This is a genomic window from Azotobacter armeniacus (genome assembly GCF_054779355.1).
This window is the reverse complement of the sequence record NZ_BAAGYK010000026.1, coordinates 34,678-56,420: the sequence shown is the minus strand read 5'-3', so window position 1 is coordinate 56,420 and position 21,743 is coordinate 34,678. Positions and strand designations below refer to the sequence as shown.

17 protein-coding genes are annotated in these 21,743 nt (G+C 68.3%); 14 read left to right on the top strand and 3 right to left on the bottom strand.

Annotated elements, in window-relative coordinates:
• Nucleotides 1-153: 153 nt before the first annotated feature.
• From xdhA to guaD, 4 genes are all read left to right on the top strand, one after another.
• Nucleotides 154-1,602, top strand: coding sequence for a xanthine dehydrogenase small subunit (xdhA, locus tag ACYVD0_RS05765; RefSeq protein ID WP_460425922.1), 1,449 nt, complete (start codon nt 154-156; stop codon nt 1,600-1,602).
• The gene (gene xdhB, locus ACYVD0_RS05760) at nt 1,595-3,988 is read left to right on the top strand and encodes a xanthine dehydrogenase molybdopterin binding subunit (RefSeq protein WP_460425921.1); all 2,394 of its coding nucleotides are present in this window, start codon (nt 1,595-1,597) and stop codon (nt 3,986-3,988) included. The genes xdhA and xdhB overlap by 8 nt, the downstream gene beginning before the upstream one ends.
• A 93-nt stretch (nt 3,989-4,081) precedes the next feature.
• A complete protein-coding gene (xdhC, locus tag ACYVD0_RS05755) occupies nt 4,082-4,924 on the top strand; it encodes a xanthine dehydrogenase accessory protein XdhC (RefSeq protein WP_460425920.1) in 843 nt (280 codons plus the stop codon).
• 145 nt (nt 4,925-5,069) lie between these two features.
• Nucleotides 5,070-6,377: a guanine deaminase gene (guaD, locus tag ACYVD0_RS05750; protein ID WP_460425919.1), complete on the top strand. Its 1,308-nt coding sequence runs from the start codon at nt 5,070-5,072 to the stop codon at nt 6,375-6,377.
• 77 nt (nt 6,378-6,454) lie between these two features.
• On the opposite strand, the gene uraH is transcribed toward guaD, so the two are convergent.
• Entirely contained in the window at nt 6,455-6,805 is a 351-nt protein-coding gene (gene uraH, locus ACYVD0_RS05745) for a hydroxyisourate hydrolase (RefSeq protein WP_460425918.1), read from the bottom strand.
• 122 nt (nt 6,806-6,927) lie between these two features.
• Between uraH and puuE the strand changes: the two genes are divergently transcribed.
• The 8 genes from puuE to ACYVD0_RS05705 all read left to right on the top strand — a co-directional run bounded on the left by puuE (nt 6,928) and on the right by ACYVD0_RS05705 (nt 14,944).
• Nucleotides 6,928-7,857, top strand: coding sequence for a polysaccharide deacetylase family protein (gene puuE / locus ACYVD0_RS05740; protein ID WP_460425917.1), 930 nt, complete (start codon nt 6,928-6,930; stop codon nt 7,855-7,857).
• Nucleotides 7,854-8,369, top strand: coding sequence for a 2-oxo-4-hydroxy-4-carboxy-5-ureidoimidazoline decarboxylase (gene uraD / locus ACYVD0_RS05735; RefSeq protein WP_460425916.1), 516 nt, complete (start codon nt 7,854-7,856; stop codon nt 8,367-8,369). Before puuE ends, uraD begins: the two co-directional genes overlap by 4 nt.
• Nucleotides 8,370-8,378: 9 nt before the next feature.
• Nucleotides 8,379-9,374, top strand: coding sequence for an allantoicase (gene alc, locus ACYVD0_RS05730; RefSeq protein WP_460425915.1), 996 nt, complete (start codon nt 8,379-8,381; stop codon nt 9,372-9,374).
• Between the two features lie 131 nt (nt 9,375-9,505).
• The gene (locus tag ACYVD0_RS05725; RefSeq protein ID WP_460425914.1) at nt 9,506-10,006 is read left to right on the top strand and encodes an ureidoglycolate lyase; all 501 of its coding nucleotides are present in this window, start codon (nt 9,506-9,508) and stop codon (nt 10,004-10,006) included.
• 37 nt (nt 10,007-10,043) lie between these two features.
• Nucleotides 10,044-11,234, top strand: coding sequence for a urate hydroxylase PuuD (locus ACYVD0_RS05720; RefSeq protein ID WP_460425913.1), 1,191 nt, complete (start codon nt 10,044-10,046; stop codon nt 11,232-11,234).
• A gap of 195 nt (nt 11,235-11,429) precedes the next feature.
• Nucleotides 11,430-12,941 (top strand): CoA-acylating methylmalonate-semialdehyde dehydrogenase, encoded by a 1,512-nt coding sequence (locus ACYVD0_RS05715; protein WP_460425912.1) that lies wholly within the window; start codon nt 11,430-11,432, stop codon nt 12,939-12,941.
• An 18-nt stretch (nt 12,942-12,959) separates the two neighbouring features.
• Nucleotides 12,960-13,856, top strand: a complete 897-nt coding sequence (gene mmsB, locus ACYVD0_RS05710; RefSeq protein ID WP_460425911.1) for an HIBADH family dehydrogenase — start codon at nt 12,960-12,962, stop codon at nt 13,854-13,856.
• The gene (locus ACYVD0_RS05705) at nt 13,853-14,944 is read left to right on the top strand and encodes an enoyl-CoA hydratase/isomerase family protein (RefSeq protein WP_460425910.1); all 1,092 of its coding nucleotides are present in this window, start codon (nt 13,853-13,855) and stop codon (nt 14,942-14,944) included. The genes mmsB and ACYVD0_RS05705 overlap by 4 nt, the downstream gene beginning before the upstream one ends.
• Before the next feature lie 220 nt (nt 14,945-15,164).
• Here the strand turns inward: ACYVD0_RS05705 and ACYVD0_RS05700 are convergent, their stop codons facing one another.
• Complete coding sequence (locus ACYVD0_RS05700; RefSeq protein WP_460425909.1) at nt 15,165-15,455, bottom strand: hypothetical protein; 291 nt, start codon at nt 15,453-15,455, stop codon at nt 15,165-15,167.
• A gap of 385 nt (nt 15,456-15,840) precedes the next feature.
• On the opposite strand from ACYVD0_RS05700, the gene ACYVD0_RS05695 reads away from it, so the two are divergent.
• Nucleotides 15,841-18,357, top strand: coding sequence for a heavy metal translocating P-type ATPase (locus ACYVD0_RS05695; RefSeq protein ID WP_460425908.1), 2,517 nt, complete (start codon nt 15,841-15,843; stop codon nt 18,355-18,357).
• 44 nt (nt 18,358-18,401) lie between these two features.
• Here the strand turns inward: ACYVD0_RS05695 and ACYVD0_RS05690 are convergent, their stop codons facing one another.
• The gene (locus ACYVD0_RS05690; RefSeq protein WP_460425907.1) at nt 18,402-18,767 is read right to left on the bottom strand and encodes an aminotransferase class V-fold PLP-dependent enzyme; all 366 of its coding nucleotides are present in this window, start codon (nt 18,765-18,767) and stop codon (nt 18,402-18,404) included.
• A gap of 330 nt (nt 18,768-19,097) precedes the next feature.
• Between ACYVD0_RS05690 and cas10 the strand changes: the two genes are divergently transcribed.
• Nucleotides 19,098-21,734 carry an HD domain-containing protein gene (gene cas10 / locus ACYVD0_RS05685; RefSeq protein ID WP_460425906.1) on the top strand — a complete coding sequence of 879 codons (2,637 nt, stop codon included), beginning with the start codon at nt 19,098-19,100 and terminating at the stop codon, nt 21,732-21,734.
• The last annotated feature ends 9 nt before the right edge of the window (nt 21,735-21,743 follow it).

Genomic DNA, 21,743 nt, shown 5'->3' with positions numbered 1-21,743 from the left:
CTATTGTATGAAGGTGGGAAGCGGCCGCTGGCCTTTCCCACCACGGCCGCAGTCATGGTGGGAAATCGCTGCGCGAGTTTCCAGCCTACGATTTTCGTGCCGGCGCACTTTCGCGGCCCAGGCCGCGGCACAGTCGAACATCCGGAGGATGCCGTGATCCAGTTTCTCCTCAACCGCGAACTGCGCAGCGAGCGCGCCCTCGACCCGAACCTCACGGTGCTCCGCTACCTGCGCGAGCACCTGCACCAAACCGGCACCAAGGAAGGCTGCGCCTCCGGCGACTGCGGCGCCTGCACCGTGGTGATCGGCGAGCTGGTCGACGAGGGCGGACGGGAACGCCTCCGCTACCGCAGCCTCAACGCCTGCCTGACCTTCGTCGCCGCCCTGCACGGCAAGCAGCTGATCGTGGTGGAAAACCTCAAGCACCAGGAGCAGCTGCACGCCGTGCAGCAGGCGGTGGTCGACCAGCATGCCTCGCAGTGCGGCTTCTGCACCCCCGGCGTGGTCATGTCGCTGTTCGCCCTGCAGAAGAACGCCAGCGGCCCCGACCGGGAGCAGGCCTGCGCGGCCCTGGCCGGCAATCTCTGCCGCTGCACCGGCTATCGGCCGATCCTCGCCGCTGCCGAACAGGCCTGCAGCCAGCCGCAGCCGGATCAATTCGACGCCACCGAGGCGCAAACCATTGCAGCCCTCAAGGCCATCGCCCGGGAAAGTGCCGAACTCGCCGAGGGCGACCGGCGCTGCCTGCTGCCGATCAGCATCGCCGAGTTGGCGGCGCTTTGCGCGGCCCATCCCGAGGCGCGGCTGTTCGCCGGCGGCACCGATCTCGCGCTGGAGGTGACCCAGCAGCACCGCGCCCTGCCGCTGACCATCCACCTCGGCCGTATCGAGGAGATGAAGCGAGTGGAAATCGGCGCCGAGACGCTCGAGATCGGCGCCGCCACGCCGCTCACCGACTGCTACGCGGCGCTGGCCGCCGAGTACCCGGACTTCGGCGCGCTGCTGCAGCGCTTCGCCTCCCTGCAGATCCGCAACCAGGGCACCCTGGGCGGCAACATCGGCAACGCCTCGCCGATCGGCGACGCACCGCCGCTGTTGATCGCCCTCGGCGCCAGCCTGCTGCTGCGCAAGGGCGAGGCCACCCGCCTGCTCGCGCTGGAGGATTACTTCCTCGACTACCGGATCACCGCCCTGCAGCCGGGCGAATTCATCGAGAAGATCCTCGTGCCGCGCGCCCGGCCCGGCCAGGCGTTTCGCGCCTACAAGCTGTCCAAGCGCCTGGACGACGACATCTCGGCGGTTTGCGCGGCCTTCAACCTGCAAATCGAGGCGGGCCAGGTGCGCGAGGCGCGCATCGCCTTCGGCGGCATGGCGGCGATTCCCAAGCGCGCCGCAGCCTGCGAGCGGACGCTCGTCGGCCAGCCGTTCGATGCCGCCAACGTCGAGCGCGCCTGCACGGCGCTGGCCGGGGACTTCGACCCGCTCAGCGATTTTCGCGCCAGCCGCGAGTACCGCCTGCTCGCCGCGCAGAACCTGCTGCGCAAGGCTTTCCTCGAAGTGCACACACCCGCACTCCAGACCAGGGTGACCGCCCATGTCTAATCTCACGCCCCATACTCAGGAAGAACTCGCCGCGCTGTTCCGCGCGGAACTGGTCAACGGCGTCGGTCGCAATGTCAGGCACGAGAGCGCGGCCAAGCACGTGACCGGCGAAGCGCTCTACGTCGACGACCGCCTGGAGTTCCCCAACCAACTGCACGTCTACGCGCGCCTGTCCGAACGCGCCCATGCGCGCATCCTGCGGATCGACACCGCGCCCTGCTACGCGATCCCCGGCGTGGCCATCGCCATCAGCAGCGCCGATGTGCCCGGCCGGCTGGACATCGGCCCAGTGTTTCCCGGCGATCCGCTGCTCGCCGACGGCAGCGTGCAGTACCTCGGCCAGCCGGTGCTGGCGGTGGCCGCCGACAGCCTGGAGAACGCCCGCCGCGCGGCGCTGGCGGCAATCGTCGAGTACGAGGACCTGGAGCCGGTGCTGGAGGTGGACGAGGCCCTGCGCCGCCAGCAGTTCGTCCTCGACAGCCACAGCCACAGGCGCGGCGATGCCGCCGCGGCACTGGCCAGCGCGCCCCATCGCCTCACCGGTAGCCTGCGGATCGGCGGTCAGGAGCATTTCTACCTGGAGACGCAGATCGCCTCGGTGATGCCCACCGAGGACGGCGGCATGCTGGTCCACAGTTCGACCCAGCATCCCACCGAGGTGCAGAAGCTGGTCGCCGAGGTGCTCGGCGTGCCGATGAACAAGGTGGAGGTGGACATGCGCCGCATGGGCGGCGGCTTCGGCGGCAAGGAAACCCAGGCCGCCGGGTCGGCCTGCCTGTGCGCGGTGATCGCCCGCCTCACCGGGCGCCCGACCAAGATGCGCCTGCCGCGCGCGGAGGACATGCGGATCACCGGCAAGCGCCATCCCTTCCAGGTGGAGTACGAGGTCGGCTTCGACGACGACGGCCGCCTGCACGGCGTGCACATCCAGCTGGCGGCCAACTGCGGCTATTCGCCGGACCTCTCCGGGGCCATCGTCGACCGCGCCATGTTCCATGCCGACAACGCCTACTACCTGGGCGAGGCGTTGATCGACGGCCACCGCTGCAAGACCAACCTCGCCTCGAACACCGCCTTCCGCGGCTTCGGCGGTCCCCAGGGGATGCTCGCCATCGAGGAGATCATGGACGCCATCGCCCGCCACCTCGGCAAGGACCTGCTCGCGGTACGCAAGGCCAACTACTACGGCAAGACCGAGCGCAACATCACCCACTACCACCAGACGGTGGAGCACAACCTGCTCGAGGAGATGACTGCCGAGCTGGAGGAAAGCTGCGAGTATGCCGGCCGCCGCGCGGCGATCCGCGCCTTCAACGCACAAAGCCCGGTGCTGAAGAAGGGCCTGGCGCTGACCCCGGTGAAGTTCGGCATCAGCTTCACCTCCAGCTTTCTCAACCAGGCCGGCGCGCTGGTGCACGTCTACACCGACGGCAGCATCCACCTCAACCATGGCGGCACCGAGATGGGCCAGGGCCTCAACACCAAGGTCGCCCAGGTGGTCGCCCAGGTGTTCCAGGTGGACATTTCACGCATCCAGATCAGCCCCGCGAACACCGGCAAGGTGCCCAACACCTCGCCCACCGCCGCCTCCAGCGGCGCCGACCTGAACGGCAGGGCGGCCAAGGAAGCCGCGCAGACGATCAAGCAGCGCCTGGTCGAATTCGCTGCCCGCCACTGGCAGGTCGGCGAGGAAGACGTGCAGTTCAGGAACGGCCAGGTGCGCATCCGCGACCGCTACCTGAGCTTCGAGGAGCTGATCCAGGCGGCTTATGTCGGCCAGGTGTCGCTCTCCAGCACCGGCTTCTACCGCACGCCGAAGATCTATTACGACCGCAGCCAGGGGCGCGGCCGGCCCTTCTACTATTACGCCTTCGGCATGGCCTGCGCGGAAGTGCTGGTCGACACCCTGACCGGCGAGTACCGCCTGCTGCGCGCCGACATCCTCCACGACGTCGGCGCCTCGCTGAACCCGGCCATCGACATCGGCCAGGTGGAGGGCGGTTTCGTCCAGGGCATGGGCTGGCTGACCACCGAGGAGCTGGTCTGGGACGGCCAGGGCCAGCTGCTCACCACGGGACCGGCCAGCTACAAGATTCCCACGGTCGCCGACGTGCCGGCGGACCTGCGGGTGAAGCTGGTGGAGAACCGCCGCAACCCGGAGGACACGGTGTTCCACTCCAAGGCCGTGGGCGAGCCGCCGCTCATGCTCGGAATCGCGGTGTGGTGCGCGATCAAGGACGCCGTGGCCAGCCTGGCCGACTACCGCGTCCAGCCCGCCATCGACGCCCCGGCAACCCCGGAGCGGGTGCTCTGGGGCGTGGAGCGGATGAAAAAGCTGCACCAGCCCCAAGGTGCGGTGCACGAGCACGCGGGCGAATCGGCGTAGGGTGGACAACGCTTTGCTTGTCCACCTTGAGCCCCCGAAGATGGATACGGTGGAAAACGCTTCGCGGTTTTCCACCGTACCAAGGACCAAACCATGAGCAACACGACCTGGATCGACGCCCTCGCCGACCTCAAGCAACGCGGCGAGCCCTGCGTGCTGGTGACCATCGTCGAGGAGCAGGGCTCCACGCCGCGCAACGCCGGGGCGAAGCTGGTGGTCGAGCGCGAGCGGCTGCACGACACCATCGGCGGCGGCCACCTGGAATTCAAGGCCATGCAGATCGCCCGCGAGATGCTGGAGAGCCGCAGCCGCGCCGCGCGCCTGGAGCGCTTCACCCTCGGCGCCAGCCTCGGCCAGTGCTGCGGCGGCGCCACCGTGCTGCTGTTCGAGCCGATGGGCCAGCCGCAGGCGCACATCGCCCTGTTCGGCGCCGGCCACGTCGGCCGCGCCCTGGCCCCGCTGCTCGCCGGCCTGCCGTGCCGATTGCGCTGGATCGACGCGCGCGAGCAGGAATTTCCCGATCCCGTCCCCGCCGGGGTGGAACGGGTGGTCAACGATGAGGTGCTCGAGGAAGTCGAGCGGATGCCCGCTGGCAGCTACTTCATCGTCATGACCCACGATCACCAGCTCGACCTGCAGCTTGCCGAGGCCATCCTCAGGGACAACGACTTCGCCTACTTCGGGCTGATCGGCTCGAAGAGCAAGCGCGCCCGCTTCGAGCACCGCCTGCACGAGCGCGGCCTCGCCCCTGAGGTGGTGCAGCGCATGCGCTGCCCGATGGGCCTGCCCGAGGTGAAGGGCAAGCTGCCGCTGGAGATCGCCATCTCCATCGCCGGCGAGGTGATCGCCACCTACAACGCCCGCTTCGGTGAGGAGACCAAGGGCGGCGAGAGCATCGCCAAGCTGCTGCCGACTTCGCGGCGCACCCCGGCCTGAACTGGCCAGCGGTCGCCTATTCCCTCTTCCCGCCGGGCAAGACCGGCACGAGCATTCCCTCGCCCCTTTGGGGAGAGGGCCAGGGAGAGGGGGCAAACGTACCGGCCCCACGGGAAACCACCGTCAACACATGAGGGACCGTCCGATGCACGCCTATCGCACCGCCCTGCTCCACTGCCTCGCCGATCCCCGCGAAGTCGGCATCGAGCATTCCTACCAGTACTTCGAAGACGGCCTGCTGCTGGTCGAGGACGGCAAGGTGGCGCAGATCGGCGACGCCGCCAGCCTGCTGCCGACCCTGCCGGCCGGGGTCGAGGTGGTCGAGTACCGAGACGCGCTGATCGTCCCCGGCTTCGTCGATACCCACATCCACTACCCTCAAGTGGATGTGATCGCCTCCTACGGCACCCAGCTGCTCGACTGGCTGGAGACCTACACCTTCCCCGCCGAAGGCCGCTTCGCCGACCTGGAGCACGCCCGCCAGCAGGCGCGCTTCTTCCTCGCCGAGCTGCTGCGCAACGGCACCACCACCGCACTGGTCTTCGCCACCGTGCATCCGCAATCGGTGGACGCCTTCTTCGAGGAGGCCGAAAGACTCGACCTGCGGATGATCGCTGGCAAGGTGCTGATGGACCGCAACGCCCCGGACTACCTGAGAGACAGCGCCGCCTCCGGCTACGACGAGAGCAAGACGCTGATCGAGCGCTGGCACGGCAGGGGCCGCCTGCACTACGCCGTTACCCCACGCTTCGCCCCGACCAGCACGCCCGAGCAGTTGGATCTGGCCGGCCGGCTGCTGCGCGAATACCCCGGTCTCTACCTGCAAACCCATCTTTCCGAGAACCGCGCGGAGATCAACTGGGTGAAGGAACTGTTCCCCGAACGCCGGGACTACCTGGACATCTACGACCACTACCGCCTGCTCGGCGCCCGCTCGGTGTTCGCCCACGGCATCCACCTCTGCGACGACGAATGCCGGCGCCTCGGCGAGAGCGGCTCGGCGGTGGCCTTCTGCCCAACCTCCAACCTGTTCCTCGGCAGCGGCCTGTTCGACCTGGCGAAGCTGGAAGGCCACGGCGTGCGCGTCGGCCTGGGTACGGATGTCGGCGGCGGCACCAGCTTCTCGCAACTGCAGACCCTCAACGAAGCCTACAAGGTGCTGCAGCTCCAGGGTCAGAAACTCGATCCGCTCAAGGCGCTGTACCTGGCCACCCTCGGCGGCGCCCGGGCACTCTATCTGGATGAGCGCATCGGTAACCTGCAGGCGGGCAAGGATGCCGACTTCGTGGTCCTCGACTGCCGCGCCACGCCGCTGCTCGCCCAGCGCCTGGAGCAGGCCCGAACCCTGCAGGAAAAGCTCTTCGCCCTGATGATCCTCGGCGACGACCGCGCGGTGCGGGAAACCTTCGCCGCCGGACGCTCGGTGCATCAGCGCGACCAGCCCCAGCCGTAGGGTGGAAAACCGCGCAGCGTTTTCCACCGACAGCACCGAGCACTGGCGGCTTCGCGGCCAGGACGCAGTCCGTTCCCTCAACTCCCCCGGTAGGTCGAATACCCGTAGGGCGACACCAGCAGCGGCACGTGGTAATGCCCCTCGCCGCCCAGCCCGACGCGCAGCACCACCACGTCGAGGAAGGCCGGTTCGGCCAGACTCAGCCCACGGCGCCGATAGTAGTCGCCGACGTGGAAGTACAGCTCGTGGACGCCGGCGCGAAACGCCTCGCCCTGCAGCAGCGGCGCGTCACAGCGGCCGTCGGCGTTGGTCACGGCCTGCGCCAGCAATTGCCGTTGCTCGCCGTCCAGGCGGTAGAGCTCGATGGCGATGCCCGCGCCGGGGCAGCCGTGGGTGGTGTCGAGCACGTGGGTGGTCAGTCTGGCCATGGCATTGCGGGGCGTCCTGCGGGCCGGCCCCTTCCTCCTGCGTCCGGATGAGCGGTAGATTTGCAGGAAATACCTTTGTCCCGATAGTTTCAAGCCCAGACACCCGCCGACAGGAGAGTCCCGTGACCAGCCCCTACCCCCGCGACCTGATCGGTTACGCCGGCCAGCCGCCCCACCCGCAGTGGCCGGGCGAGGCGCGCCTCGCCCTGTCCTTCGTGCTCAACTACGAGGAGGGCGGCGAGCGCTGCATCCTCCACGGCGACCAGGAGTCCGAGGCCTTCCTCTCCGAGATGGTCGCCGCCCAGCCGCTGCCCGGCGTACGCAACCTGTGCATGGAGTCGCTCTACGAATACGGCAGCCGCGCCGGGGTCTGGCGCCTGCTCGAGCTGTTCCGCCGCGAGGGCGTTCCACTGACCATCTTCGCCGTGGCCATGGCCGCCCAGCGCCATCCCGAGGCGATCCGGACGATGGTCGCCGACGGCCACGAGATCTGCAGCCACGGCTACCGCTGGATCGACTACCAGTACATGGACGAGGCCGAGGAAAAGGCGCACCTGGACCAGGCCATCGCCATCCTCACCCAGCTGACCGGCGAGCGCCCGCTCGGCTGGTACACCGGGCGCATCGGCCCCAACACCCGCCGGCTGGTGCGCGAGGAAGGCGGCTTTCTCTACGACTCGGACAGCTACGATGACGACCTGCCCTACTGGGATTCTGCGTCCACCGCGGACAAGCCGCACCTGGTGATTCCCTACACCCTGGACACCAACGACATGCGCTTCACCCAGGTGCAGGGCTTCAACAGCGGCGACGACTTCTTCACCTACCTCAAGGACGCCTTCGACGTGCTCTACGCCGAGGGCGAGGCCGGCGCGCCGAAGATGCTCTCCATCGGCATGCACTGCCGCCTGCTCGGCCGCCCGGCGCGTTTCGCCGCGCTACAGCGCTTCGTCGACTACGTGAAGGGCCATGACCGGGTGTGGTTCGCCCGGCGCATCGATATCGCCCGCCACTGGCACGCCACCCACCCCTTCCAGGGAGCCGGCCAATGACCGCCTTCGCCACCGTCAAGCCCTCGAGCCTGTCCCGCGAGGCCTTCGTCGAAACCTTCGGCGGCGTCTACGAGCACTCGCCGTGGATCGCCGAGGCGCTGTTCGTCCAAGGCATCGATGCCGCAGACGACGACATCGAGCACCTCCATGCACGCTTGGCACAGGTCGTCCGCAAGGCGCCCCGCGAAGCGCAGCTGGCGCTGATCCAGGCCCACCCGGACCTGGCCGGCAAGGCCGCGGTGCGCGGTGAGCTGAGCGCCGCCAGCAGCGCCGAGCAGACCGGCGCCGGCATCCAGGACTGCACGCCCGAGGAGTTCGCCCGCTTCAATCGCCTCAACGCCGCCTACAAGGCGCGCTTCGGCTTCGTCTTCATCATGGCGGTGAAGGGCAGCAACCGACAGCAGATCCTCGCCGCCTTCGAGGAGCGCCTGAACAACACGCCCGAGCAGGAATTCGCTCGCGCCCTGGCCGAAATCGACAAGATCGCCCTGTTCCGCCTGCAGGCGCTGTAAGGATCCGAGATGAAAAAGTACGCCGCGCCCTTCGAGAAATACCTCAACCTCGCCGACGCCCGCCTCGGCACCCGCGCCATCCACGTCACCGACGACTGGTTCGCCGCCGTCGACCGGATGCTCCAGCCCGGCGAGCCGGTGTGGAGGGAAGGCGTCTACGACGACAACGGCAAGTGGATGGACGGCTGGGAGTCGCGGCGCAAGCGCTTCGAGGGTTACGACTACGCGGTGCTGCGCCTCGGCGTGCCGGGCATGATCAAGGGCGTGGACATCGACACCCGCCATTTCACCGGCAACTACCCACCGTCCGCCTCGCTGGAGGCCTGCTTCCTCGTCGAAGGCGATCCCGACGAGCATACCGAATGGGTCGAGGTGCTGCCGGCGGTGGAGCTTCAGGGCGATAGCCACCACTACCACGCCATCGCCGACCAGCGCCCCTGGAGCCACCTGCGCTTCAACATCTATCCGGACGGCGGCGTAGCGCGCCTGCGCGTCTATGGCATTCCGCACCGCGACTGGAGCGCGATCGGCGCCGACGAGTCGATCGACCTGGCCGCCGCGCTCAATGGCGGCCGCGCACTGGCCTGCTCCGACGAGCACTTCGGGCGCATGGGCAACCTGCTCAACCCGGGGCGCGGGGTGAACATGGGCGACGGCTGGGAAACCGCGCGCCGCCGCACGCCGGGCAACGACTGGGTGATCATCGCCCTGGGCCATCCCGGCAAGATCGAGCGGATCGTCGTCGACACCCTGCACTTCAAGGGCAACTACCCAGACAGCTGCTCGATCCAGGCGGCCTACGTGAAGGGCGGTACCGACAGCCAGATCGAGACCCAGAGCCTGTTCTGGCGCGAGCTGCTGCCAAGCCAGAAACTGCAGATGCATCAGGAACACGAGTTCGTCGAGGAGATCGCCAGGCTCGGGCCGATCACCCACGTGCGCCTGAACGTCTTCCCCGACGGCGGCGTCAGCCGGCTGCGGCTGTTCGGAAAGGTGGTGAAGTAAGGCACTTGTCAGTCCCCTCTCCCCGCCGGGGAGAGGGTCAGGGAGAGGGGCATGGACGCCTGAGCCCTCTCCCCACACCCCGGCGCTCTCCCCCAAGGGAGAGAGAAAAGCGAAGCGGAGCAAAGAAGCCCATGCGCACCCTGACCATTGAACCCCTGACCAAGGCCACCTTCGCCCCCTTCGGCGAGGTGATCGAAACCGAGGGTAGCGACTACTTCATGATCAACAACGGCTCGACCCGCCGCTACCACGCCCTGGCCAGGGTGCAGACCAGCACGCCCGAGGACCAGGCCATCGTCAGCATCTTCGTCGCCCGCACGCTGCCGATGCCGCTGACCATCCGCATGCTGGAGCGCCACCCGCTGGGCAGCCAGGCGTTCGTGCCGCTGCGCGGCAATCCCTTCCTGATCGTGGTGGCGCCGGCCGGCGAGGCCCCGGATCCGCAGCAAGTCCGGGCCTTCCTGAGCAACGGCCGCCAGGGGGTCAACTACCAGCGCGGAGTCTGGCACCACCCGGTGCTGGCGCTGGCGGACGACGACGAATTCCTGGTGATCGACCGCAGCGGCGCCGGCCCCAACTGCGACGAGCATTTCTTCGGAGAAAGCAAGCAACTGCTCCTTCGTCGTCCGTGACAGACAGGCCCGCTGCCGCGGGCCAGAGGTATTCCGCGTGGAAGCACACCTGACCGAATGGCTGAACCTCGCCATCCGCTGGATTCACATGATCGTCGGCATCGCCTGGATCGGCGCCTCCTTCTATTTCGTCTGGCTGGAGAACAACCTCGACCGGCGCAATCCCCGCGATGGACTCGCCGGCGATCTGTGGGCGATCCACGGCGGCGGCATCTATCACCTGGAAAAGTACAAGCTGGCCCCGCCGCGCATGCCGGAGAAGCTCCACTGGTTCAAGTGGGAGGCCTACAGTACCTGGCTGTCCGGCGTCGCCCTGCTCACGGCGGTCTACTACCTGAATCCCGGCCTCTACCTGCTCGCCCCCGACAGTACCCTTCACCCGGCGGCCGCAGTGGCCCTCGGCTTCGGCTCGCTGCTCGCCGGCTGGTTCGTCTACGACCGCCTGTGCGACTCGCCGCTGGGCCGCCGCCCGGCGCTGCTCGGCGCTGTGCTGTTCGCACTGATCGTCCTCGCCGCCTGGGGCTACAGCCAGGCGTTCGGCGGACGGGCCGCCTACATCCATACCGGCGCATTGATCGGCACCCTGATGGTCGGCAACGTATTCCGCATCATCATGCCGGCGCAGCGCGACCTGGTGAGCGCCATCGAGCAGGGCCGCGAGCCGGACCCACGCCTGCCTGCCAAGGGCCTGTTGCGCTCGCGGCACAACAACTACCTGACCCTGCCGGTGCTGTTCACCATGATCAGCAACCACTTCCCCAGCACCTACGGCAGCCCGTGGAACTGGGCGATCCTTGCCGCCCTCTCGGCGCTCGCCGTGCTGGTTCGTCACTACTTCAACACCCGCCACGCCAGCCAGCGCTTCGCCTGGGCGCTGCCGGCCGCGGCCCTGGGGCTGCTCTGCCTGGCCTTCGTCAGTGCGCCGCGGCAGACGCCCGCGCCGGCCGCCGACGCCGCGGTACAGGCCGGCCAGTTCGCCCGGATCGCCGCGGTGATCCAGGAGCGCTGCACGGTCTGCCACTCCGCCCGGCCAAGCAGCCCGCTGTTCGCCAGCGCGCCAGGCGGAGTGATGCTCGACAGCCCCGAGCAGATCCGCAGCCTGGCGCCGAAGATTCACGCCCAGACGGTGGCCAGCCAGCTCATGCCGCTCGGCAACGTCACCGGCATGACCCCGGAGGAGCGCGCGCTGATCGGCGCCTGGATCGCCGCAGGGGCGCGGATCGACTGAACCGGGCGCGCATTCATTGACCTCCGATGGTACTTCGCCCGCCGCCATGCCTCACAGTCTGCACTGGAGCTAGCCCATTTCAGCGCCGGCGCAATTGGCAATACCGCCAATGGCAGCGGCAGTGTCCCACTGCTAGCCTCCTAGACAGAGTCCGCCCTGCGTCGGACGAGATAAAAACAAAAACGGGGGTTCCCCATGAGCGAGCAAGGCGCCATTCCCCACGTCAGGTTGCTGATTGACGGCCGTTTCCTCGAGTCCACCAGCGGGCAGTGGCGCGACGTCGTCAACCCGGCCACCCAGCAACTCCTGGCCCACGTGCCCTTCGCCACCGAGGCGGAGCTGAATGCGGCGGTGGCCAGCGCCCGCGCGGCCTTCAAGACCTGGCGCAGAACGCCGATCTCTGCCCGCGCCAGGATCTTCCTGAAATACCAGCAACTGATCCGCGAGCACCTCGAGGAGCTGGCGGCGATCCTCACCGCCGAGCAGGGCAAGACCCTGGCCGACGCAGAGGGCGACGTGCTGCGCGGCCTGGAGGTGGTCGAACACGCCGCCGGCATCGGCAACCTGCAGCTCGGCGAGCTGGCCAACAACGTGGCCGTCGGCGTCGACACCTATACCCTGTTACAACCGCTTGGCGTCTGCGCCGGCATCACGCCCTTCAACTTCCCGGCGATGATCCCGCTGTGGATGTTCCCGATGGCCATCGCCTGCGGCAACACCTTCGTCCTCAAGCCTTCCGAACAGGACCCGATGGTCGCCATGCGCCTGGCCGAACTGGCCCTGGAGGCCGGCGTGCCGCCAGGCGTGCTCAACGTGGTCCACGGCGGCGCCGAAGTAGTCGACCGGCTCTGCGGCCACCCGGACATCAAGGCCGTCTCCTTCGTCGGCTCAACCCGCGTCGGCACCCAGGTCTACCGGCGCGCCAGCCAGGCCGGCAAACGCGTGCAGTGCATGATGGGCGCGAAGAACCACGCCATCGTCCTGCCCGACGCGCACCACGAACAGACCCTCGCCAGCCTCACCGGCGCCGCCTTCGGCGCGGCCGGGCAGCGCTGCATGGCGGTGTCGGTGGCGATCCTGGTGGGCGAGGCACACCAGTGGCTGCCGGAGCTGGTGGCGAAGGCCGCGGGCCTCCGGGTCAACGCTGGCGTCGAGCCCGGCACCGACCTCGGCCCGCTGATCTCCCGCCCTGCCCTGGAGCGGGTCTGCGGCCTGATCGAGCGCGGCGTGCGGGAAGGTGCCCTGCTGGAGCTGGACGGCCGCCACCCGCGGGTGCCCGGCTATCCGCAGGGCAACTTCGTCGGCCCGACCGTCTTCTCCGGGGTGACCGCGGAGATGACCATCTACCGCGAGGAGATCTTCGGCCCGGTGCTCTGCGTGATGCAGGCCGAGGATCTCGACGAGGCCATCGCCATCGTCAATGCCAACCCCCACGGCAACGGCACCGCCCTGTTCACCCGCTCCGGCGCCGCCGCCCGGCACTTCCAGGAAGAGATCGACGTCGGTCAGGTGGGCATCAACGTGCCCATCCCGGTACCGGTGCCGATCTTCTCCTTCACCGGCTCGCGGGCCTCCAAGCTCGGCGACCTCGGTCCCTACGGCAAGCAGATCGTGCAGTTCTACACCCAGACCAAGACCGTCACCCAGCGCTGGTTCGACGAGGGCGAAGTCGGCGGTCCGGTGAACACCACCATCAGCCTCAAGTGAGCCGAGGAGGAAATCGTCATGCACATCGGTTTCATCGGACTCGGCAACATGGGGGCGCCGATGGCGCACAACCTGCTCAAGGCCGGCCACCGGCTGAGCGTCTGCGATCTCTCCGAAGCAGCCGTTGCCGCCCTGACCGAAGCCGGCGCGAGCGCCTGCGACTCGCCCGCCGCCGTGGCGCGCAGCGAGGCCGACCCGATCATCACCATGCTGCCCGCCGCCGTCCAGGTGAAAACAGTCTACCTGGGCGAAGGCAGCCTGCTCGACCAGGTTCGCCCGGGCACCCTGCTGATCGACAGCTCCACCATCGACCCGCTGAGCGCCCGCGAAGTCGCCGCCGCCGCCCGCACGCACGGCAACCCCATGCTCGATGCGCCGGTCTCCGGCGGTACCGCCGGCGCCGCGGCCGGCACCCTGACCTTCATGGTCGGCGGCGCCGCGGAGGATTTCGAGCGGGCCCGACCGATCCTCGCCGCCATGGGCCGTAACATCGTCCACTGCGGCGACGCCGGCAACGGCCAGGTGGCCAAGGTCGCCAACAACCTGCTGCTCGGCATCTCCATGATCGGCGCCGCCGAGGCCATGAGCCTGGGCGTGGCACTGGGCATGGACGCCAGGGTGTTGGCCGGCGTGATCAACAGCTCGAGCGGCCGCTGCTGGAGCTCCGACACCTACAACCCCTTCCCCGGCGTACTGGACGACGTCCCCGCCACGCGCGGCTACAGCGGCGGCTTTCGCAGCGACCTGATGCTCAAGGACCTTGGCCTGGCCAGCGAGGCCGCCCGCCAGGTCGGCCAGCCGGTACTCCTCGGCGCTCTCGCCCAGCAGCTCTACCAAGTCTTCGTCGTCCAGGGCAACGCAGCCCTGGACTTCTCCGCGATTATCCACCTCTACAACAAGGACGATCATATATGACGCAACTTTCCGACTGTCCCGTACTGGTTACGGAGAGCAACCGCATCGGCCACCTGACCCTGAATCGCCCGGCCAGCCTCAACACCCTCACCCTGTCCATGGTCTGCGCCCTGCACCGCCAGCTCGAAGCCTGGGCGGCGGACCCGACGATCCTTGCCGTGGTGCTGCGCGGCGCCGGCGAGAAGGCTTTCTGTGCCGGCGGCGACATGCGCGCGCTGTACGACAGCTTCCAGGCCGAGGACGGCCGCTACCTGTCGTTCTTCAAAGAAGAATACGCTCTCGACAACTACCTTCACTGCTACCCCAAGCCAGTGCTGGCGCTGATGAACGGCTTTGTCCTCGGCGGCGGCATGGGTCTGGTCCAGGGCAGCGTGCTGCGGGTTATCAGCGAGCGGACCCGGATGGGCATGCCGGAAGTCGGCATCGGCTACTTCCCGGACGTCGGCAGCAGCTACTTCCTCTCCCGCCTGCCCGGCGCCCTGGGCCTCTACCTGGGCGTCACCGGGGTACATCTCTCCCCCGCCGACGCCCTCTACGCCGGCCTGGCCGACTGGTGTTTGCCCAGCGAGGGCTTCGCCGAACTGGAGCGCAGCCTCGACACGCTGAGCTGGGATGTGCACCCGCGCCAGGCGCTGGGCAACCTGCTGGCCACCTTCGGCAAGCGGCATCTGCCGGGCGCGGAGCTCAAAAAGCTGCATCCGGCCATCGAAACCCACTTCTCCCTGCCGGACATCCCGACCATCCGCGCCTCGCTGCTTGCCGAACACCGCCCGGAATACCGCGCATGGGCCGAGGAAACCGTCCGACTGCTGGACAACCGCTCGCCGCTGGCCCTCTGCGTGACCCTGGAACTGCTGCAGCGCGGCCGCCACCTGTCCCTCGACGACTGCTTCGCCCTGGAACTGCACTTGGACCGCCAATGGTTCGCCCAGGGCGACATCATGGAAGGCGTGCGGGCGCTGCTGCTCGACAAGGACAAGTCCCCCCGCTGGAACCCGCCGACCCTCGCCGAAGTCAGGCCCGAACGGATCCAGGCCTTCTTTACCGACTTCAGGCCCGGTGAGGAGCGGGTGGGTCGGGCGATGTGAGGGGAGCTCCTGGCCAATCCCCTTGGCTTGAATCCCCCTCACCCCCCTTTTTTCAGAGGGGGAATGGGGTCCGATGTGGTACTGAGGATCACCCACAGCCCCAACGACAGCCCCAACGCCTGCAGCCGTTCGCTACGCTCCCAGGCACGAACCTGTGCGGCCGGCTCGTCGTGTAGTGCCAAGGAAAAACGGCCCGGTCGAGAACCGGGCCGGCTGGTTTTCACTGAGTGATGGTTTCGCTGGAAGTAGCGGCTTCGACGGGCTGGGGTTTGCCGGTGCCGAGCAGGGTGCTCTCGGCCACATGCTCCGCGCTGTCGCCGAGCAGCAGGCCGACGCCGGCACCGATCAGCAGGCCGATCGGACCGCCGATGGCGCCGATCATCATGCCATTCATGCCGCCCAGCGACTTGCCGGTGGTTTGTTCTTCAGGCTCGTCGCTGGCCTTGGCGAGAGGCACGCCGTCAATGGCCAACAGGCTGAGGGTCAGAGCTAGGACGCCGGGCGTTTTCATGATGGCGGTTCCCTCCGAGGAACGTTTCACTGGTCTTTGCCATTGCCACTGTCCGCAGATCACCTGGGGGCTGCACAGCGCGTAAGCATCGCGGCATCCGGAATGCCGGGGTCCCTTGCAGCGGAACACGGCAATGGCAAAACAATGTCGATTGAAAAACTGATGGATTGATTCCCTCCCTGGCCCGAAGCGGGAATCCGGGCACACTCATGTCCGGGGTCGTCCTTGCATCCATGGCATTTTGCCAGCCAGTTCCGCACCAACCGATGATTTGGGACAAGCTCCAGGCGGCTGGCTGCCCCCGAGCTTGACCTTGCCACTACCAGAAGCTCTAAGGTGGCCGGCAACCGAGATTTTCATCGCCGGCATTTCCAAGGAGGCCCACATGGATTTAGCAACCAGCGCCCGCCGTCCGAACGAGGGTGCGCATCTGAGCCTGACGGTCGAGGGCATGACCTGCGCCTCCTGCGTCGGTCGGGTCGAGCGCGCCCTGAACAAGGTGTCCGGCGTGACGGGCGCCAGCGTCAACCTGGCCAGCGAGCGGGCGGAGGTCGCCTTCGAAAGCATCCCCGACGTCACCGCTGCCATCACCGCGGTGCACAAGGCCGGCTACCAAGTCGCCGAAGACACCGTCGAGCTGAGCATTTCCGGCATGACCTGCGCCTCCTGCGTCGGCCGCGTCGAGCGCGCACTGCACAAGGTGCCCGGGGTGACCGCTGCCAGCGTCAACCTGGCCAGCGAGCGCGCCCAGGTGCGCGTGCTGCGGGGCATGCAGACTGCTGCACTGATCGCCGCCATCGAACGCGCCGGCTACGCGGCCAAGCCGCTGGCAGCCGCCGGCGACCTGCTCGATGCCGAGGAGGCGCGGCGCGGCGCCGAACTGGCCTCGCTCAGGCGCGCCCTGGCCCTGGCCGCCGTCTTCACCCTGCCGGTGTTCCTGCTGGAGATGGGCGCGCACCTGATCCCTGCCCTGCACCACCTGATCCTGCAGACGCTGGGCCAGCAGGCCAACTGGGTCCTGCAGTTCGTCCTGACCACACTGGTGCTGTTCGGCCCCGGCCTGCGCTTCTTCCAGAAGGGCATGCCGGCCCTCTTGCGCGCCGCGCCGGACATGAACTCGCTGGTGGCGGTCGGCACCAGCGCCGCCTACCTGTTCTCCCTGGTCGCCACCTTCGCCCCCGGCCTGCTGCCGGCCGGCACCGTGCATGTCTACTACGAGGCGGCGTCGGTGATCGTCACCCTGATCCTGCTCGGCCGCTTCCTCGAAGCCCGCGCCAAGGGCCGCACCTCGGAAGCCATCAAGCGCCTGATCGGCCTGCAGGCGAAGACTGCCCGCGTGCGCCGCGACAATCGGGCGCAGGAAGTAGCCATCGATGCGCTGCGCATCGGCGACCTGCTCGAAATACGCCCCGGCGAGCGCGTACCGGTGGACGGCGAGGTGATCGAAGGCACCAGCTTCGTCGACGAGTCGATGATCACCGGCGAACCGGTGCCGGTGGAAAAGACCGTCGGTTCCGAGGTGGTCGGCGGCACCATCAACCAGAACGGCGCGCTGACCTTGCGCTCCACCCGCATCGGCGGCGACACCGTGCTGGCGCAGATCATCCGAATGGTCGAGCAGGCCCAGGGTGCCAAGCTGCCGATCCAGGCGCTGGTCGACCGCGTCACCCTGTGGTTCGTCCCGGCGGTTATGCTCGCCGCGCTGCTCACCTTCCTCGTCTGGATGCTATTCGGCCCGCAGCCGGCACTGACCTTCGCCCTGGTCAACGCAGTGGCCGTGCTGATCATCGCCTGCCCCTGCGCCATGGGCCTGGCCACACCCACCTCGATCATGGTCGGCACCGGCCGCGCTGCCGAGCTGGGCGTGCTGTTCCGCAAGGGCGAGGCCCTGCAGTTGCTCAAGGACGCCCGGGTCGTGGCGCTGGACAAGACCGGCACCCTGACCCGCGGCAAACCCGAGCTGACCGACCTGATCCTTGCGCCCGGCTTTGAACGCAGCGTGGTGCTGGGCAAGGTCGCTGCCGTCGAAGACCGCTCCGAACACCCCATCGCCCGCGCCATCGTCGGCGCGGCACAGGCCGAAGGCCTTGCCCTCGGCCTGCTGGAAAACTTCGAATCGGTCACCGGCTACGGCGTGCGCGCCACGGTGGACGATGCGCGGGTGGAAATCGGCGCCGACCGCTTCATGGCGCAGCTCGACCTCGACGTCGGTATCTTCGCCAGCGATGCCCAACGCCTCGGCGACGAGGCCAAGACCCCGCTGTACGCCGCCATCAACGGCCGGCTGGCGGCCATGCTCGCGGTGGCCGACCCGCTCAAGGAAGGCACCCCGGCAGCGATCCGCGCCCTGCATGAACTGGGCCTCAAGGTGGCGATGATCACCGGCGACAACCGCCGCACCGGCGAGGCTATCGCCCGTCAGCTCGGCATCGACGAGGTGGTGGCCGAGGTGCTGCCGGACGGCAAGGTCGCAGCGGTCAAGCGCCTCAAGGTCCAGCATGGCCGCCTCGCCTACGTCGGCGACGGCATCAATGATGCCCCGGCGCTGGCCGCGGCGGATGTCGGCCTGGCCATCGGCAGCGGCACCGACATCGCCATCGAGGCCGCCGACGTGGTGCTGATGTCCGGCAGCCTGGGCGGCGTGCCCAGCGCCATCGCCCTGTCCAAGGCAACGCTGGACAACATCCGGCAGAACCTGTTCTGGGCCTTCGCCTACAACACCGCGCTGATCCCGCTGGCCGCCGGTGTGCTCTATCCGGTCAACGGCATGCTGCTCTCGCCGATCTTCGCCGCCGGTGCCATGGCCCTGTCCAGCGTGTTTGTGCTCAGCAACGCGCTGCGCCTGAAGCGTTTTCGGCCGGCGCTGCGCCGGCCGGACGCCACGACCGCACGGCAAGGCTGAACAGGGAGAACAAGAATCCCGGCGGCGCAGCCGGGGGATGGCCTTCAGCGCCGTGTCGCCAGGCGCTGCACGGTACTCACCAGCAGATCGATCTCCTCGAAGGTGTTGTAGAACGCCAGTGACGGCCGCACCGTGGTCCCCATGCCGAACCGGCGCAGGATCGGCTGCGCGCAATGGTGGCCGGAGCGCACGGCGATGCCCTCGCGGTTGAGGGCGGCGCCGACCTCCTCGGTGCGGTAGCCCTGCAGCACGAAGGACAGCACGCTGGCCTTGTTCGCCGCGGTGCCGATCAGCCGCTGCCCGGGGATCGCCGAGAGGCCTCGGGCGAGCCGAGGTCCAGGCCATCGGCGACATCCGCCGGCGCCGCCCCTCTGAATAGCCCAGACAAGCTTGTCACTTCGGCTTATCAAGCCGGCTCGCGTGAAGATATCAGCCAGCCAGCCCGACGAAGAGGCTCGTCTACAGGCAATGCGACAGAACGCCGAGGAGCAGGATTACAATGTGTAATCATCGCAAAAGATACCCAGGAAACTTCAGGATGATGCTCGCCCGGCAAGGAAGGCCACCCCGTCCCTCCGCACGCACCCGCTCCCCAACCAAGCCGACAGCCCGACAGTGACAGACCGCCCCGTCTGCTCCGCACGGATCGCCATGCGCGCAATCCGGGCCACGCACGGCAATCCCTCGAACAACCTCCGCCATCCGGCGGATGAAGCGGTCAACCGAACAGGAACCCATGGATGCCTGAACAACGCTTACTCGCCTCCAGCCGCGTAGCGCTCGCCGCCTACCTGCACGATCTCGGCAAGTTCGCCGAGCGCGCGCGCCTGCCCGTCTCCGACGAGACACTGGACACCCACAAGCAGCTCTACTGCCCGTACCGGGACAATGCCGGCCACAAGTGCTACACCCATGTGCACGCCGCCTACAGTGCCCTGGCCTTCGACCTGATCGAACGCCACCTGCCAGCGCTCAAGGGGCAGGACTTCAGCCCCTTCGCCGCCGTCAACCGGCCCGGTGCGGAGGACTCGCTAATCAACGCGGCCGCCGCCCACCACAGGCCGGAGAGCTTCCTGCAGTGGATCGTCGCCACCGCCGACCGGGTGGCTTCAGGCTTCGAGCGCGAGGCCTTCGAGCGCTACAACAACGCCGAGGACATCACCGACACCGGGCGCAACCACTACCAGGCCCGCCAGCTCAACCTGCTCGAAGGCATCCGCCTGAATGGCGAACATCCGGCCAGCTCCGCCGCCTTCGCCTTCCGCCAGCCCCTGCGCCCGCTCTCGCCCGCCGGGCTGTTCCCGCAGCGCAGGGAGGTCTGCGAAAGCGACGACAACGGCCTCGCCCAGGCCGAATACGCCCGTCTCTGGGACAACTTCCTGAGCGCCCTGGAGCAGATCCCGGCCAGCCACCGGGAAAGCCTGCCGCTCTGGCTCGACCACTTCGACAGCCTCTGGCAGACCTTCACCCACGCCATTCCCTCGGCCACGGTGAAGGGCACCCGCCCGGACGTCTCGCTGTACGACCACTCGCGCACCACCGCCGCCCTGGCCACCGCCCTGTGGCGCTACCACGCCGATCACGACCACAATCGCAGCGCGGCCCGCGACGGCATGCGCAGCCGCGCCGACTGGGACGAGGAAAAACTCCTGCTGATCCAGGGCGACTTCTTCGGCATCCAGGCCTTCGTCTTCGCCAGCGGCAGCCAGACCAGCAAGAACGCCGCGCGCCTGCTGCGCGGCCGCTCGCTGTACGTCTCGTTGATCGCCGAGTGCGCCGCCCTACGCGTGCTGGAGGCGCTGGACCTGCCAAGCACCTCGCAGATCCTCAACGCCGCCGGCAAATTCCTCCTCGTCGCGCCCAACACGCCGGAAACCCTCGCTAGCCTGCAGCGACTGCAGCAGGAGATCGACGCCTGGTTCCTCGAACACAGCTATGGCCAGTCCGGCCTCGGCCTGGCCTGGACGGCGGCCAGCTGCAACCAGTTCGTCACCCGCGGCCGCGAGGGCGGCTTCCGCGACCTCATGGCCCGCCTGTTCGCCCAGCTCGAACGGGCCAAGCACCGGGCCTTCGGCCTGTGCGGCGAGACTCCGGAACCGGCGGTGTTCACCGACTACCTGGCGAAGGTGGGGGAAGCCGGTGGCGTGTGTGACATCACCGGCTGGGGGCCGGCTGACCAGCAGGACGGCGACTTGCAACTCAGCGCCCTGGCCGCCGACCAGATCGCCATCGGCCGGCTGATCGCCGGCAAGCGCGAGCGCCTGGCGCTGACCCGCGAGCCGCTCTCCGACGGCGAGAACAGCCTCAGGGTGCCGCTGTTCGGCTACCGCCTGCACTTCACCGCCCACGAGGAAGCCAGTGGCCGTTTCGGACAGGAGGCGCGCAGCGGCAACCTGCGCCGGCTGTTCGACTTCTCCCTGCCGGCCAGCGCCGATGCCCCGCTGTGGAACGGCTACGCCCGTCGCGCCATCAACGGCTACGTGGCCCAGTTCGCCGCCGACGCCGACATGGGGCGTTACGGCGAACGAGCCCTGCCGGAGCCGGCGGAGTCCGGTCGGCTCAAGGAGTTCGACCACCTGGCCTGTGGAGACCGCCGACCGCTGCCGAACGGCAAATGGGCCGGCATCGAAGGGCTCGGCATCCTCAAGGGCGATGTCGACAACCTCGGCACGATCTTCCAGAGGGGCCTTGCCTCGCCCACCTTCGCCCGCATGGCGGCCCTCTCGCGGCAGGTCAACGCCTTCTTCTCCACCTGGCTGCCCTGGCTGTGCCGCAGCGAATTCCCCGACACCTACACGGTATTCGCCGGCGGCGACGACTTCTTCCTGATCGGCCCCTGGCACAGCCTGATGCGCCTGGCCGAACGCCTGCAGGAAAGCTTCGCCGACTACGTGGCGCACAACCCCGGACTGCACTTCTCGGTCGGCCTGTGCGTGTGCAAGCCAGGTCTGCCGGTGCCACAGCTGGCGCGCATGGCCGAGCAGGCGCTGGAGGAAGCCAAGGCCCGCTCAGGCAAGAATGCCGTGCATTGCTTCGAGCAGACCCTCGACTGGCCGGCCTACCGCGCCCTGCTGCAGGCGGCGGACGAGCTGGATGTCCTGCGCGAGCGCAGCGCGCTGCCCACCGCCTACCTCTACGACCTGCTCGGCCTCGCCGACCTGGCCAGCGACCACCGTCACATCGAGCACGGCCTGTGGCGCTCGCGTCTTTCCTATCGCACCTGGCGCCTGCTGCAGGGCAACCGCCAGCTCGATCGCACCGAGCGCCAGGCGCTGTTCCTCCTGCTGATCGAGCGACTCGGCGAAAACGGCATCGGCCGCTTTCAGGGCGCCTACCGCGTGGCGCTCACCACCCACCTCTATCTCAACCGCGAATAAGCACAAGGA

What these genes read in the sequence shown, in the direction of transcription:
- ACYVD0_RS05705 (WP_460425910.1), top strand. Translation starts at nt 13,853, where the DNA reads ATGACGCAACTTTCCGACTGTCCCGTACTGGTTACGGAGAGCAACCGC.
- uraH (WP_460425918.1), bottom strand. Translation starts at nt 6,805, where the DNA reads ATGGCCAGACTGACCACCCACGTGCTCGACACCACCCACGGCTGCCCC.
- xdhC (WP_460425920.1), top strand. Translation starts at nt 4,082, where the DNA reads ATGAGCAACACGACCTGGATCGACGCCCTCGCCGACCTCAAGCAACGC.
- alc (WP_460425915.1), top strand. Translation starts at nt 8,379, where the DNA reads ATGAAAAAGTACGCCGCGCCCTTCGAGAAATACCTCAACCTCGCCGAC.
- mmsB (WP_460425911.1), top strand. Translation starts at nt 12,960, where the DNA reads ATGCACATCGGTTTCATCGGACTCGGCAACATGGGGGCGCCGATGGCG.
- ACYVD0_RS05700 (WP_460425909.1), bottom strand. Translation starts at nt 15,455, where the DNA reads ATGAAAACGCCCGGCGTCCTAGCTCTGACCCTCAGCCTGTTGGCCATT.
- ACYVD0_RS05715 (WP_460425912.1), top strand. Translation starts at nt 11,430, where the DNA reads ATGAGCGAGCAAGGCGCCATTCCCCACGTCAGGTTGCTGATTGACGGC.
- cas10 (WP_460425906.1), top strand. Translation starts at nt 19,098, where the DNA reads ATGCCTGAACAACGCTTACTCGCCTCCAGCCGCGTAGCGCTCGCCGCC.
- xdhB (WP_460425921.1), top strand. Translation starts at nt 1,595, where the DNA reads ATGTCTAATCTCACGCCCCATACTCAGGAAGAACTCGCCGCGCTGTTC.
- guaD (WP_460425919.1), top strand. Translation starts at nt 5,070, where the DNA reads ATGCACGCCTATCGCACCGCCCTGCTCCACTGCCTCGCCGATCCCCGC.
- ACYVD0_RS05725 (WP_460425914.1), top strand. Translation starts at nt 9,506, where the DNA reads ATGCGCACCCTGACCATTGAACCCCTGACCAAGGCCACCTTCGCCCCC.
- uraD (WP_460425916.1), top strand. Translation starts at nt 7,854, where the DNA reads ATGACCGCCTTCGCCACCGTCAAGCCCTCGAGCCTGTCCCGCGAGGCC.
- ACYVD0_RS05695 (WP_460425908.1), top strand. Translation starts at nt 15,841, where the DNA reads ATGGATTTAGCAACCAGCGCCCGCCGTCCGAACGAGGGTGCGCATCTG.